A 13,524-nucleotide genomic window follows, 5' to 3' on the forward strand; every position below is an offset into this window, starting at 1 on the left:
CCCACCATAAAATTTTCCGCTTCAGCTTACATTCCTCCAGCTTTTCGTTTTTCCCAATCCTCTGCAAGCATTCCGTACACTGCGTGATCTACATAATGGTCATACAGCCATTCCCCTTGACGGATTTTCCCTTCCAACGTAAATCCTAGTCTTTCTGGAATCGACCTGCTTTTCACATTCTCCACCGCAGCACGGATATCGACCCGGTTCATCCCTAGTTCCGTGATGGCATAGTCCGTCAACGCTTCCGCCACTCTTGTCATGATGCCATTCCCTTGATAATCCTTATCCAGCCAATAGCCGATTGTTACCACTTTATTGGTCCAGTCAAGTGTGTTGTAGCCTGCTACACCAACAATTTCGCCTTTATAAAGGATCAATGTGGTCATTGATTTATTTTCCGCATACCCTTGTCTCGTTCCTTTTATAAAATCCCTGGAGTCCTCCACTTTTTTTGTAAAGTCCAGCCATGGCAGCCACTCGCGCAAATAGTCCCTGGAGTTGTCGGTAATTTTAAAAAGTCGCTCCGCATCTTTTTCCTCCGCTAGTTTCAAAGATAGTTCCTCATCAATTTTATGTATGAACATGGTTGTGTTCCCCCTAAATGATTTGTAGTTTTTTCAATGCATAGTCAATTCCATCTTCACTAGATTTCTTGGTGACAAAGTCAGCAACCGATTTCAACCTTTCACTGCCGTTCCCCATTGCTATGCCGCATCCCACAAGCTCGAGCATGTCGATGTCATTCTCCCCGTCCCCGAAGGCGACTGCCTCGGACTTGTCGATACCGAAGTAGTTTAGTAGTTTCATAATCGCAACAGATTTAGAAACATCCTCTTGCAATACATTCAAGATATATGGATGCCACCTCCTGAATGTCAGGTGAGGGAATCGTTCCGTGTATGGCTCTATCATGTCTTCTGCTGCAAACAAGCACATGAGATAGACTTCCTGTTCTTTGGTGTGGTCCATCACCGAATAGTCCTCTAACCCTAGTATCCCCAGTGTTTCTTTCAAAGCTTGTGCGATCCGCGGTTCTTCCACCCCGTTCATATGGAAGCCTTCCGTATAAAAAGAAAGTCCGTGTTTTTGTTCCGAAGCGAACTGAACCACTTCTTCCATCACTTTTTTATCGAGCGGAATCTTGTGAATGACCTCTTCTAGATGCTTCGCATAGCCTCCATTGGCAGTGATAAACGTGTCAATTCCAAGTTCCCGAATCTCCTCGCACATGGACAATGGTCTGCCGGTTGCAGCAACCACGATAATCCCTTTCTCTTTTAACGTTTGAATGGCGGCTATTGTTCTCTCTGAAATACTGCCATCCTCGTGATGTGTAAGGGTGCCATCAATATCGAAAAATACTATTTTGCAGTTCATAACATTCCCCTTTTACAAACCTTTTTCCTTTTTATCGGCTCAAATGCTCGTGAATCAACTTCCATTGTCCCTCTTCTTTTACAAATACGTTGGTTGCACGCCCGCTGCCAGAAATGAACTCTCCGTTCATATACCCTTCATAATGAAAGGTGTAGAGGCATGTGGCCGTGTGCTCATCCACCGCAATCCACTGCACATCCTTTGCCGAATAAACTTCTTCTTTGATCGTGTCCCATGCCTTTTCGAAAAACGCTCGGATTTCTTCCATGGTTGTGCAGGATTTATTGGTGAACCAATAGACCACATTGGCGTGAAGCAATTTTTCCACTTGATCGAAGTTGTGGGTGTTAGTTGCTTTGATGTATTGATTTAGTGCAGTTTGATAGCTCATAAGTATTCTCCTTCACGGTCTCATTTCTGCTGGTTCCAACACCCCGACAAGGAAAGTTGGTGCTTTATACTGAATAGCTTCTATAACTCCTTCAGCAATCTCATGGTTTTTCAGCCATCTTCCTGTGTCCTCCTCTAACTTGAAGCCGAGTTGGACTTGATGGTAGCTACAAGTCCTTGGAATGTGGAGGGCACTTTTCACTTCCGCCAGCTTTGCCCTACTTCCAAGTACATGATACAACTCACTTGTTCCATTTGTTTCTGCCACAATTTCAATTAGTTTTCCTAACCCTTGCTCTCCACCAGTATGAACCCACGCAACAACCAATGTGAATGGACCATTTTCAAGAATAGTTTGTTTGAGAAGCATGTTTAATTGATCTACTTTTTTATAGTCGACAAGTAGTGAAGTTATTTTATCCTTATCTGTTTTCCCTACAAGGCGGCTCATTTTCTCAGGATTCCTTCCGATTACAGAAACATGATAATCCTGATCCACTAACCAAGTGCATACCTCTGAAAGCATCCCGGTTCCACCAACCACCAGTGCATGTTTCATGGCATTTTCTCTCCTTTTACTTTCAATCGGTACACAAATTGCTCTCCCATACGCCCCATTACTCTTTTTCCACTGTCTTCGAACCCAGCCCTCAAGTAAACCCGCTGAGCCGCTTCATTTCTTCGATTTACCGCCAAAACCACCTCATCCACCTGAGGGAAATTCAGCCCCACGTAATCTGGAAGCAACTCTAGTGACTTCCCTGCAATGCCTTGTCCTTGAGATCGTAGGGAAATGGAATATGCCCGCAAAAGAATGGCATTAGGATTGTCCGTATAACAAGGAATCTCTTCACCCTGATAAAGGACGAAAAAGCCTGCAGGGTTCCCATTCTTTAAAATAACTACGGGATGCCTTCCCTTATCCGCTTCACAAGCCTTCAATGCGTCCCTTGGATAAGAAGTAAATTCCAGCTGACTCTCTGTAAGCTCGTATCCTACTAGATATTCCAGGTGTTCTGTTTGAAAGGCTTCTAGTTGAACCTCACTCTTACTATGATTCGTTTTTGCTCCAAGTCCATTTTTATTACAAAATTGTATAAGCTCTTTAGCAAACTGTATCATGGTATTAACTCTCTCTTCGTTTGTAATAAAGCTTCTTTCTGGTTTTCCTTGACGAATGTTGATTGCTTCTTGTATTAGGCCATGCCATTTCGGTTCAAATTCACGCAATCCATACTCTCCTGCAGCCAACTTGGAAATGATATTTTCTTCCTTTAATGTGTAAAATTGACGAAGCAACCCCAGCACCGTCCATTCCATTTCCGCTTCTATGTGTTTGACTGGATAATTGATAAGTTGATCTTGCTTTTGTTCCATGGCAGATATTCTTGTTGCCCAGTAGTCATTCATGTTTTTTCGCACATAGGCTGTGAGGTTTTCTGTTGTTACGTTGATTGGGAGCTCGCTTGCTGCCTGCCCTAGGATTGTTATCCCTTTGTTCTTGAGCAACCACCACGTCACCGGTATATCGTGAACCGCTTTACCAAAGGTTCCTTCATTATAAAAATAGCCTTCACCTGCTAAGTTGGAGGATTGCGCATATATGCCATCCAACTGCGGGTGTTTGCATGTTTCTGCATGGTTTAAGTGAATATCTTTTAAAAGAGCCGCCTCTTTATTTGTCAGCTTTCGACTTGTCACCGCAACAAAATCGACGTCACTTTCTCCTTCTATGTACGCACCTATTGCGAGGGATCCATGCAGATATAGTCCCTCGAGCAGTCCTGGTAACGCTTGATTACATTTATCTATGTAAAGGGCTAAAACCTTTTGTACGCTTTCAGGAATCTTTTCCATCATTTCTATCACCTTTCTAAAAAAAAGCATTCCACATATTTCGATTTTCTTCTCGTTTTCTCCTTTTAAATAATACAAAACGGAATAAAAAAGAATAAAAAGGCATTTTAATATTGACTAAACAGGAATAAACATGAAATAATAGGAAAGAAGTTGAAATTAAACATTGGGGTGATGATCTTGTTTACTGATGAAAGACGGGGAGAAATTTTGAAGGTATTAGAACAGGACGGAAGAGTGTTGGCGAAGGATTTGGCGGATCAATTCAACATGTCGATCGATTCCATCCGCAGGGATTTATCCATTATGGAGGAACAGGGATTATTGAAACGCACACACGGGGGCGCGATTCCGGTAGCATCCGTTCGTACCAAGCCACGTCCTCCTTCAGAGCGCTTTGGGGAAGGCACGGAACACCAGAATGCGATTGCCAAAATGGCTGCAGGATATGTAAAAGCCAACCAGACAGTATTTATCGGTGGAGCGTCGATCCATTATGTGTTGCTCAAATATCTACCAAAGGACATTCCTTTTACGGTGCTGACCAACTCACTTGAAATTGCGTATGCTTTGCGCGGTTCTGCAAACATTTCGACCTTCTTAATTGGTGGGAATGTAAAAAGCTCCGGTAACATTACAGATGCATTGGCGAACGAATTCGCACGACAGTTCACCGTTGATTTGTGTTTTGCAACAGCAGGGGCTCTTTCTACAAAAGGCCTGAGCACCGCAACGCCGGAAGTGGCCATATTTTATAAGACGGTTTATGATAACTCGAAGAAACTGGTTGCCATGTTTGAGCACACCAAGGTCGGGCAAGAGATGTTCGCCGGCATGTACCCTGTTGGAAAGTTGGATGTGGTGATTACGGATGCGGAGACAGATAAGGAGAAAGTAGATGCGTTGAAGGCTGCTGGGGTGGAGGTTTTGATGGCAGGGGAATAGCATTTGTAAAAGGAAAGCGACAGTATGGATGGGTACTGTCGTTTTTTTTTTGATGAAAATAAACAGGTAAAAGATGACGTATGGGACTCAGATTTGATGAGGAAAATGGAATTCGGGGGTCATAGAGGGCCTATGGAACCCGGATTTGATAACGAGCTTGAGATCCGGGGTTCATTGAAGTGGTATGAAACCCAAAACACATAGAGTTAATGCAGAAAATCTCCAAGTTGGTGCCAAAACGCCCCGAGTTCGTGCCAAAATCCCTCAAGTTCGTGCCAAAACACCCCTAGTTCGTGCCAAAATACCCCAAGTTCGTGCCAAAGCCCCAGTCCCCATGTTCCACCCTAATCCTCCCCATCTAAAAAAGACATTCCCCCAGAATCCCCTGGGATGAATGTCCATAAAAAATTAACGTTCCCTCTCAAACTCCTCCCGCAACACCCCATAATAAACGAGATCCACAAATCTCCCGTCCCTCATCGCATGCTGACGCCAGGTTCCTTCGTGCTTCATGCCGACTTTCTCCATGATGCGCCAGGATCCGGGGTTATCGGTGAATGCACCAGCGAACACCTTGTTTAGGCCAAGCTCTTCAAAACCATATGCAACCACTTCACGTGCCGACTCGGTCCCATACCCTTTCCCCCAGTAAGGACGGCCGACCCAGTATCCAAGCTCGCCGCGTTTGTAAGCAAGCGTCTGCTTGATATTGATGATACCTATCAAACTGTCACTCTCTTTTTCCACAATCGCAAATACCACCATTCCCCTCTCTTCTGCTTTCCACATACTTTGAATGAAATCCCCCGCAGATCCCGGAGGATAGGGGTGGGGCACGTTCAGTGTTGTTTTGGCAAGTTCATAATCACTTGCCAGTTCTTCGACACGATCGGCATCATTTAACTCTAATTTGCGCAATAGTAATCTTTCTGTCTCTAAAGAAATATTCATATTCCTATTCCTCTCCCATCCTAAAATAGAAAATCTAAGTAATATTTTCCTATTATATACATCTATTCAGCATTGTCCATACTTCTAAACAATCATTTAACTTGTTTTCTACATTAAATTCCAAACTTCTCCTTCCAAAAAACAGGATAAATATCCTACGTACTTTACCACGTTACCGCGTCTTAAGCCTTAGCAAATCCTGTCATATCTTATCATTTTCCCCGCATTCAAGTTCCACTGACCTTAAAAATAGTCTGAATAGTCTGTTTACCATTTTCCACCTTTGCATTACGATGAACTTGTCGAAATATCGCAACCCGATATTTTCGTAACACTAAATATTTAGAGGGGATGGGTTTATTTGAAGAAGATTTTTATTTTAGCTGCAGTAGTATTCCTTATCTTCGCCGGTCTTTTCTCCGGTGGACCATCGTCGAACGCGGCGAGCTCGCTACAGGAATTTAAAAGTAAAGGAAAGGTAAGGGTTGTCGACAATAAAGGCAATCAAGGACCACCTTCCTTTGTAGCTGGGATTCTTTCAGAAAAGCAAGCAAAGGCAGATGCTCAGAATGCGAAGAAGTTTCTTGGTAAACATAAGGACTTTTTCCACATGAACAATCCGGAGAAAGATTTGAAGGAAGTAAGAGCAACAACCGATGACCTTGGGATGACCCACGTTCGCCTGCAGCAGACTAAAAATGGCGTTCCGGTCGATCGAAATGAACTAAATGTGCATTTTAATGAAAAGAATGAAATTACGACTGTAAATGGAAACTTCGATACAAAATTAGATTCCTTAAACATCAACACCACACCTTCCATCCAAGCGGACAAAGCGGTAACAGAAGCGAAAGCAGCGGTTGACGCTCCAGCAGAAGTCCCTGTTGAGTCCTCTGAGTTAATCATCTATCCACTTGAAGAAGACTATCATCTTGCTTACCGCGTAAACCTCGAGTTTTTCGAAGGCGAAGCTGGAAACTGGTATGTGTATGTGGATGCCCACAATGGGAAAGTGCTAGATCAATATAACGCGATGACCGGTTTAGGTTTCTTTGAAGACATTATTGGAACGAACGAAGTAGAAGGTTCTTCTGCTCTAAAAGTGGAGCAGGGTCCAAATCCGAAAGCCGTTGAGAATGCTGGAAAATTAAAGCCAGCGCGTGGTTCTGGCTTAGGTACGACTGGTTTAACAAAGCTGTTGAACCTTTCACATGGAAATGTTCCTGGCAGTGGAGAGGGGTCCCAGTTCTTCCTTGCGGATTACACATCTCCACAGATGAACGGAATTTTCACCTATAATATGAAAAATACGTCCAATCAAATGTGGTTATATTCCAACAAGAATGCTGCTTGGAAAGATGTAGAATACACTGGGGACAGCAGCACATGGGAAACGGTTGGACAAGGTCCTGCAGTGGACGCGCATTCCAACTCCCGTATCGTGTATGACTATTTCCTTAATAACCATGGACGTAACTCCTTGGATGGAAACGGAATGGCAATCAATTCCCGTGTTCACTACTGGAAAGAATACAACAACGCCTTCTGGAGTAACGGAATCGCGATGATGACTTATGGAGATGGCGATGGAAAACAATTCATTCCACTTGCTGCCCTCGATGTAACGGCGCACGAAATGGTTCACGGTATCACACATTACAATGGCGGACTTCGCTACCGCTTTGAAACAGGTGCCATCAATGAGGCTTACTCAGATACTTTTGCTGCACTAGTAGATGACAGCAACTGGGATATCGGTGAGGACATCATGGGTGAGGAATGGTTGGCGAATGGCAGAACGGCTCTTCGAAGCAATGAGGATCCTGGTAAATTCCCAACAGGTGCGGTGTACTGGCCTTACAGCATTGATGGTGAAGGTCGCTACCCTGCCCATATGGATGAGTACTACTACCTGCCTGCGAACATGGATAATGGTGGCGTACACATCAACTGTACGATCCTCCAGCACTCTGCCTACCTTGTAGCAGAAGAGTATGGTATGGGTAGAACAGTGGTTGCCGATACTTGGTACCGCGCATACGACTACCTGCACTATGATGCTTCTTTTGCAGAGTTCCGTGAAGCGATCTTACAATCTGCCATCGACCTTTATGGTGAGGGCAGTGACGAGTATAACGCATTCTTGGGAGCATTTGACGATATCGGTCTATATGAAGGCTGGTCTGTGAATGACAATCCAAGAGCACCACAGTTTTAAGTAAAACAAAAAAACAGTGCCTCCTTAACATTAGAGGCACTGTTTTTTTACATTTATTTTTCTAAATAATGCACACTGAATTTCTCCTCAACATCTGTCCACACCTTGCTCGGCCTGAATCCGCATTCCAATGCCATCGTCTGGAATTCATCAATTGAGTATTTATAAGAATTTTCCGTGTGGATGGTTTCGCCTTCCCGGAAGGAGAATTCATGCTCACCGATGATCACCTGCTGATCGCACTGACTTTCAAGGTGCATTTCAATACGACCCTTTTCCACGTTATAGTAAGCGAGGTGTTCAAACTGTTCCTCGTTGAAGTTTGCCCCAAGCTCCCTGTTCATCCTTGTGAGGAGATTGAGATTGAATGCGGCGGTGACCCCTTTTTTGTCATCATATGCACTCTCTAACGTGTGGAGGTCCTTTTTCGTATCGACCCCAATAAGGAAACCGTCTCCTTCGTCCAAAAGCTGGGCAGACTTCATCAGGAAATTCCGGACATCCACCGGCTCGAAGTTTCCGATGGTAGAACCAGGGAAAAAGATGACCTTTTTGCCACTCGGCTCTAACGGCAAGGTAAGAGGAGCCGTATAGTCCCCACATACCGCCTTTATGGTGATATGAGGAAATTGCATCGCAAGCTCCAAGCTAGATTGAAAGAGAAAGTCCCGTGAGATATCAATCGGGACGTATTCTTTAAGACTCGTGAAATGATGAAGCAACGCTTTAATTTTGTTGCTGCTTCCACTGCCATATTCTATCAAGGTCTGGACATCCCCAACAGCGAGCGTGATTTCCTGGATCTTATCGTTGAAAATACTCCTTTCGGTGCGCGTCGGATAGTACTCCTCAAGCTCTGTTATCATCTCAAACAATTCGGAACCACGATGGTCATATAAAAATTTTGAGGAAATGGTTTTCACAGGAGCTGCGAGTCCTTTTGCTATTTCGTCATGCATGTTTTCTTTTTCTATATAAAAGTCATAGCTCTGGATATTGTTTTCTAGTAGTCTCATAGTGCATCCTCCGCTAATCGGAATCCGCTGAACTGCCAGCGTTTGTCAGCTGGAAAGAAATTGCGGTAGGTGTTTCGGATATGGTCCTGCGGTGTGGCACAGGATCCTCCGCGCAGCACCATCTGGTTGCACATGAATTTAGCATTATATTCGCCAAGCGCCCCTTCAAGCGGCTTGCTTCCCGGGTATGGCGAATAGGCGCTTGCAGTCCATTCCCACACATCACCAAACATCTTGGATCCGGCTGATTGATTGGATGCGGCAGGATGATAGTTTCCGGTATCCATCGTGTTCCCTTTGATCTCGAGATCCCTTGCCGCATGCTCCCATTCCGCTTCTGTCGGCAGGCGCTTGCCCTTCCATCTGCTGAAGGCATCCGCCTCATAGAAGCTGACATGTACTACAGGCTGATAGAGATCAAGCTTCTTTTTGCCTGCCAAGGTGAAAATATACCACTCGCCATCCTCGTCCTTACTCCAATAAAGCGGAGCCTGCCAGTCATTTTTTTTCACCGTATTCCAACCGTCGGATAGCCAGTAATAAGGTTTCTGATATCCGCCGGCTTCGATGAATTCCAAGTACTCACCGTTTGTGACAGGCTGGTCAGCCAGCTTATATGGCTCGAGCCATACTTTATGATTCGGCCCTTCATTATCAAAAGCAAACCCTTCGCCATTGTGTCCGATTTCAACGAGACCCCCATCGTATATATGGAAGGATGGTTCTCTTTTTTCAGATGATGTAGATTTGGATTCTTTATAGACGGGATGCAAAGGATTGACAAAGAAGTTGTATTTCACATCCATCAAAATCAGCTCCTGGTGCTGCTGCTCATGCTGCATGCCGATTTCTATAAGGCTATGGATTTTGTCAGTTTGTTCGGAATTCGTATTTTGATGCTGCTCGAGCAGGTCCACCACATAATTATCAATATAACTGCGGTATTGGAAAATGTCTTGGATGCTTGGTCTTGAGAGAACGCCGCGCTGATGCCTTGGCTGGAAAGGACCAACTGTCTCGTAATAGGAATTAAAAAGAAAATCGTAAGTTGGATGGAACTCTCTGTAGTTCTCGAAGTACTCTTTAAGGACAAAGCGCTCAAAGAACCATGTGGTATGGGCCAGATGCCATTTGGGCGGGCTGACATCCGGGTGTGATTGAATAATGAAATCTTCCGTCTCCAATGGTTGAACAAGTTTCATGGTGAGGTCACGCACATTCATAAACCGCTGAGAAATTGATTTAATTGTTTGTGTTTCCATGGATACCGCTCCTTTTATTGGATTCTAGCTTTGTTCGACTACATTACCCTCGGCGGGGATTGGGTTCTCTTTCAGCATTCTAGCAAAGTGCATGAGGTTGTACGCCATGATTTTGGCATGCTCCATCGTAAAGTCATTCTTATATCCTTCAGCTTCGATATAGGACGGTCCCGGTCCGGCTTCGCCAACCCAGTATGTATCCACATTCGGTGGGATCGTAAATCCTATATGCGTCAAGCCGTACAGAATGGAAGAAGCCGCATTTTTCGCACCATCTTCGTTCCCTGTTATGACCACCCCTACTACTTTGTTATAGTAAATATATTGTCCTTTGTCGTTCGTTAGTCCACTTCCTCCATCAAGTCGTTCCATTACCATTTTCGCAACACTGCTCTTCTCACCAAGCCACACCGGTGTTCCGATGATGATGATATCCGCCTGCTTCACCTTGTTGAACACTTCTGGCCATTCATCCCCATAGCCCTCGTCCTCGCTAACACCGAATTTTATATTGTAATCTACGATCCTTACAATCTCGGATGTTACGTTTTCTTTGTTGAAGTGAGTGATGACCTCTTTCATAAGTGCTTCTGTATTGGATTCTTCGTTTGAAGATTTTAGTGAACAATTAAGGAAAAGTGCTTTTGTCATTTTGGAAAGTCCTCCTTTAAATTTTGGAATTTGGAAAATAGTATTCTTTACCCTATTAAAGGAAATTAAAACGTAAAAAGATACATTTGGTGGGTGTGGTTTTGGTTAAGAGTTTGTGAAGAGAGGGGTGGGGGGCAGGGATTTGGGGTTTTAACGCAAATTGGAGGATTTTCAGTAGTATTATGGAGAGTGGAACCAACAAGTTGGAGGTGAAGTGGGCAATTAAAGCACTATTGTGACTAAATATACGGAAAATCACCTTTGACAGATGAGCTTTTCAATACAACGTTACATTTTATCCAACAACTTTTGAATTTTATCCGCCACTTTTTAGATTTATCCGCCACTTTTTCATTTTATCAACCACTTTTGCCTAGATAACCGTCATTCGACACACATCGACACAAATTAAAAGGGAGCGACCATAGCCGTCCCCCATCAAGATACCTTCCGCTCCTCCATCTCCGCATCCATAAACCTAAAATACGGTAGCAACATCCCTACCAACGCGACACCAGCAATCATAAAGCCTATCAAAAAGTATAAAGGCCTCACTCCCCACACGTCACCAAGCATTCCGCCCACCAATACCCCTAGAGGCATGACGCCCCTTATGATAAATAAACGCAAAAAAAAGACACACCTGCACCTAACAGATATGTCTCTCTTCTTTATTCAGATCAAGTCTTCCAGCAAATACATCAGCTTATGGGGGCCACTTTCTTTATTGGACGGAATCACAACTATCGTTTCTGAGCCCGGATAGAAGCCTGATGCGAAGCTTACACCTGGGTCATACCCCATGACATGATATTTTACTATCCCGTCCGCCTCTTTCTCGATCCAGATTCCATAGCCATAGGAATCTCTTTCGTTATCTGTTTGAATCCAAGGTGTGAGCATTTTGGCAAGCATTTCTTTACTTACTAACTTCCCGTTCATCAGTGCTTGCCATAATTTCGCCATGTCGCCTGCCGTAACATAGGCACCACCGTCCGCTCCGCCTTTTATCGGGATGGAGTAACTGTTGGTTTTCCAGGAACCATCTTCCTCTTCCATGTAACCAAGTGCCGTTCTGCCAGGCAATCGATCTAAAGAGAAATAACCGGAATCGGCCATTCGTGCCGGGTTAAAAATATGTTCCTCCACATAATCAGTAAAAGGAACGCCCGCTACCTTTTCGATGATCAACCCCAATAAAATATAGCCGGCATTATTATAGTGGAATTTTTCGCCTGGGTTGAATTTCATCTGTTGATGTTGAAACATTGGGAGGAAATCTTCTAATTTTCTCATGTGATACATTGGATTCTCCACCCATATCTCTTCAAAATCATCCATTTCATCTTCATCAAAATAATCTGGTATACCAGATGAGTGGGTCAACAGATGGTGGACCGTCACCTCCCTGTTGAAATGAGGGAAAGAATGGTCCAACAAGCTGCTTACGTTTGATTGAAGCGATATGGTTCCCCTCTCCACTAACTGACATATGCCAATCGCAGTGAAAAGCTTACAGCCTGATGCAATTCCGAATCTCGTATTGGTAGTGTTGGAAATGGATTCTGCCCAATTGGAAAAGCCATGGGCACTAGCATGGATGATACCAGTACGGTTCTCCACATGTATCACACCTGAAAAGTCTATTTCGCTTACCTTTTTAGCTACTTTTGTTTCTAATTCTACGTTTTTTACTTTCACTTGGATTAAACCCCTTTATATCCTTTTGACTCGGGGGACGGGTGACATTATATATGCGGTTATAGACTCAATATATATATTATCACACTATTTAGGAAATTAAGGATGGAACTGACGCAGTAAAACGGAGGCGAGTTGCCGGTTACTGTCCAAACAAAGGCATTTACTGTCGGAACTAGGGCAAATACAGTCCGCCTCCGTGCATATACTGTCCGTTCCCACCCAAATACAATCCAAATACTATATAACGACACCGTTCGACAAACACCACGATTATAAAGTTATTTGCCTGTCGCTTTCAAAATAAAACGGTCTTGCCTGATATCCAGATATCCTTCCCGATTAATTTTCAGATGAAGGTCGTACAAGGGATCCAGGTAATCTTCTACCCTGAAATCCACCACCTGCCACGGAATGGCTTTCAAATAATAAATGAGCGCACCGATATCGTAAAAGCGCTGTATAGGATATTCCTTTTTACTGATTAGGACCTGAAAACCGTAATCCTCGAGCTGTTTGTGTGCAAATTCAAGATCCCAGTGAGCATACTCTTCATTAATCGGTGCTCCCAGAAGTCTATTGATGTCCTGGCAGTCACTCCACCCGACCTGCTGAGTAAGGAATGTTCCCCCCTCTTGCAGAACTCTTCTCACCTCACTCGAATCGTACTCTTCATGTTTGTTGATAATCAGGTCAAAGTACTTGTCTGGAAAAAAGAGCTGGTTGTCAGGCTCCACTTTGACCACCCTTACACCGAGTGGTTCCAGTCGTTCTTTTGCAAGAGGAAAGTTCGGTTGGTAGCCTTCGGTTGCACAGACAGTTTGCGGGAAGGGCTGCAGCTTGGAAAGCAATTCCCCTCCACCTGTTCCCATATCGAGCATGGAAGTAGCTTTTGCCATCAATGTTTTTGCCATGCTGCCGTATGACCAGGAAAGCATCCCTGTTGCAAGACGGCCAGTTTCTGTTATATGGGAGAAATCCCATCCGGAAAAATCGGTTTCTGCTTCTTTTAAATAGTGTTGGAAAAGTTGATCAGTTTTCATTAAGTTACCTCCATTTTTAAAATTCAGTAGCTGGTGCCTGATAGGCTTGGAGGTCCGCGCATACGGTTTTATATGTTGTGTTCAAGTAGATTCATTGGGTTGTCTCCTAT

At 44.0% G+C, this 13,524-nt stretch carries 14 protein-coding genes; 2 read left to right on the forward strand and 12 right to left on the reverse strand.

The window, feature by feature from the left end; all coding sequences use genetic code 11:
* Positions 1-26: 26 nt before the first annotated feature.
* The 5 genes from EKQ44_RS18620 to EKQ44_RS18640 are packed head-to-tail and all read right to left on the reverse strand — an operon-like array spanning position 27 to position 3,630.
* A complete protein-coding gene (locus tag EKQ44_RS18620; RefSeq protein WP_237665056.1) occupies positions 27-587 on the reverse strand; it encodes a GNAT family N-acetyltransferase in 561 nt (186 codons plus the stop codon).
* 13 nt (positions 588-600) lie between these two features.
* Positions 601-1,380, reverse strand: coding sequence for a Cof-type HAD-IIB family hydrolase (locus tag EKQ44_RS18625; protein WP_237665057.1), 780 nt, complete (start codon positions 1,378-1,380; stop codon positions 601-603).
* A gap of 31 nt (positions 1,381-1,411) precedes the next feature.
* Positions 1,412-1,771 carry a YybH family protein gene (locus tag EKQ44_RS18630; RefSeq protein ID WP_237665058.1) on the reverse strand — a complete coding sequence of 120 codons (360 nt, stop codon included), beginning with the start codon at positions 1,769-1,771 and terminating at the stop codon, positions 1,412-1,414.
* Between the two features lie 12 nt (positions 1,772-1,783).
* Positions 1,784-2,329, reverse strand: coding sequence for a short-chain dehydrogenase (locus tag EKQ44_RS18635; protein WP_237665059.1), 546 nt, complete (start codon positions 2,327-2,329; stop codon positions 1,784-1,786).
* A complete protein-coding gene (locus tag EKQ44_RS18640; RefSeq protein WP_237665060.1) occupies positions 2,326-3,630 on the reverse strand; it encodes a GNAT family N-acetyltransferase in 1,305 nt (434 codons plus the stop codon). Before EKQ44_RS18640 ends, EKQ44_RS18635 begins: the two co-directional genes overlap by 4 nt.
* A 177-nt stretch (positions 3,631-3,807) precedes the next feature.
* Between EKQ44_RS18640 and EKQ44_RS18645 the strand changes: the two genes are divergently transcribed.
* The gene (locus tag EKQ44_RS18645; RefSeq protein ID WP_237665061.1) at positions 3,808-4,572 is read left to right on the forward strand and encodes a DeoR/GlpR family DNA-binding transcription regulator; all 765 of its coding nucleotides are present in this window, start codon (positions 3,808-3,810) and stop codon (positions 4,570-4,572) included.
* A 408-nt stretch (positions 4,573-4,980) separates the two neighbouring features.
* On the opposite strand, the gene EKQ44_RS18650 is transcribed toward EKQ44_RS18645, so the two are convergent.
* The gene (locus EKQ44_RS18650; protein ID WP_237665062.1) at positions 4,981-5,523 is read right to left on the reverse strand and encodes a GNAT family N-acetyltransferase; all 543 of its coding nucleotides are present in this window, start codon (positions 5,521-5,523) and stop codon (positions 4,981-4,983) included.
* Between the two features lie 361 nt (positions 5,524-5,884).
* Here EKQ44_RS18650 and EKQ44_RS18655 point away from each other — a divergent pair, with 361 nt between their 5' ends.
* Positions 5,885-7,741, forward strand: a complete 1,857-nt coding sequence (locus EKQ44_RS18655; protein WP_237665063.1) for a M4 family metallopeptidase — start codon at positions 5,885-5,887, stop codon at positions 7,739-7,741.
* 53 nt (positions 7,742-7,794) lie between these two features.
* Here EKQ44_RS18655 and egtD read toward each other — a convergent pair whose 3' ends face one another.
* The 6 genes from egtD to EKQ44_RS18685 form a co-directional block, all read right to left on the reverse strand.
* Positions 7,795-8,757, reverse strand: coding sequence for an L-histidine N(alpha)-methyltransferase (gene egtD / locus EKQ44_RS18660; protein ID WP_237665064.1), 963 nt, complete (start codon positions 8,755-8,757; stop codon positions 7,795-7,797).
* On the reverse strand, positions 8,754-10,019 hold the full coding sequence (gene egtB, locus EKQ44_RS18665; protein WP_237665065.1) for an ergothioneine biosynthesis protein EgtB: 1,266 nt from the start codon (positions 10,017-10,019) through the stop codon (positions 8,754-8,756). The genes egtD and egtB overlap by 4 nt, the downstream gene beginning before the upstream one ends.
* A gap of 24 nt (positions 10,020-10,043) precedes the next feature.
* On the reverse strand, positions 10,044-10,670 hold the full coding sequence (locus EKQ44_RS18670; protein WP_237665066.1) for a flavodoxin family protein: 627 nt from the start codon (positions 10,668-10,670) through the stop codon (positions 10,044-10,046).
* 438 nt (positions 10,671-11,108) lie between these two features.
* A complete protein-coding gene (locus EKQ44_RS18675) occupies positions 11,109-11,300 on the reverse strand; it encodes a hypothetical protein (RefSeq protein ID WP_237665067.1) in 192 nt (63 codons plus the stop codon).
* Between the two features lie 45 nt (positions 11,301-11,345).
* Complete coding sequence (locus tag EKQ44_RS18680) at positions 11,346-12,371, reverse strand: serine hydrolase domain-containing protein (RefSeq protein ID WP_237665068.1); 1,026 nt, start codon at positions 12,369-12,371, stop codon at positions 11,346-11,348.
* A 281-nt stretch (positions 12,372-12,652) separates the two neighbouring features.
* Positions 12,653-13,414 (reverse strand): class I SAM-dependent methyltransferase, encoded by a 762-nt coding sequence (locus EKQ44_RS18685; RefSeq protein ID WP_237665069.1) that lies wholly within the window; start codon positions 13,412-13,414, stop codon positions 12,653-12,655.
* Positions 13,415-13,524 lie beyond the last annotated feature (110 nt).

The sequence above is a fragment of the Sutcliffiella horikoshii genome, from assembly GCF_021991925.1.
Lineage (GTDB): Bacteria > Bacillota > Bacilli > Bacillales > Bacillaceae_I > Sutcliffiella_A > Sutcliffiella_A horikoshii_F.

Excerpts from the sequence above, each read along its gene's own strand:
- egtB (WP_237665065.1), bottom strand. The coding sequence starts at position 10,019 with ATGGAAACACAAACAATTAAATCAATTTCTCAGCGGTTTATGAATGTG.
- EKQ44_RS18670 (WP_237665066.1), bottom strand. The coding sequence starts at position 10,670 with ATGACAAAAGCACTTTTCCTTAATTGTTCACTAAAATCTTCAAACGAA.
- EKQ44_RS18650 (WP_237665062.1), bottom strand. The coding sequence starts at position 5,523 with ATGAATATTTCTTTAGAGACAGAAAGATTACTATTGCGCAAATTAGAG.
- EKQ44_RS18640 (WP_237665060.1), bottom strand. The coding sequence starts at position 3,630 with ATGATGGAAAAGATTCCTGAAAGCGTACAAAAGGTTTTAGCCCTTTAC.
- egtD (WP_237665064.1), bottom strand. The coding sequence starts at position 8,757 with ATGAGACTACTAGAAAACAATATCCAGAGCTATGACTTTTATATAGAA.
- EKQ44_RS18685 (WP_237665069.1), bottom strand. The coding sequence starts at position 13,414 with ATGAAAACTGATCAACTTTTCCAACACTATTTAAAAGAAGCAGAAACC.
- EKQ44_RS18620 (WP_237665056.1), bottom strand. The coding sequence starts at position 587 with ATGTTCATACATAAAATTGATGAGGAACTATCTTTGAAACTAGCGGAG.
- EKQ44_RS18635 (WP_237665059.1), bottom strand. The coding sequence starts at position 2,329 with ATGAAACATGCACTGGTGGTTGGTGGAACCGGGATGCTTTCAGAGGTA.
- EKQ44_RS18630 (WP_237665058.1), bottom strand. The coding sequence starts at position 1,771 with ATGAGCTATCAAACTGCACTAAATCAATACATCAAAGCAACTAACACC.
- EKQ44_RS18625 (WP_237665057.1), bottom strand. The coding sequence starts at position 1,380 with ATGAACTGCAAAATAGTATTTTTCGATATTGATGGCACCCTTACACAT.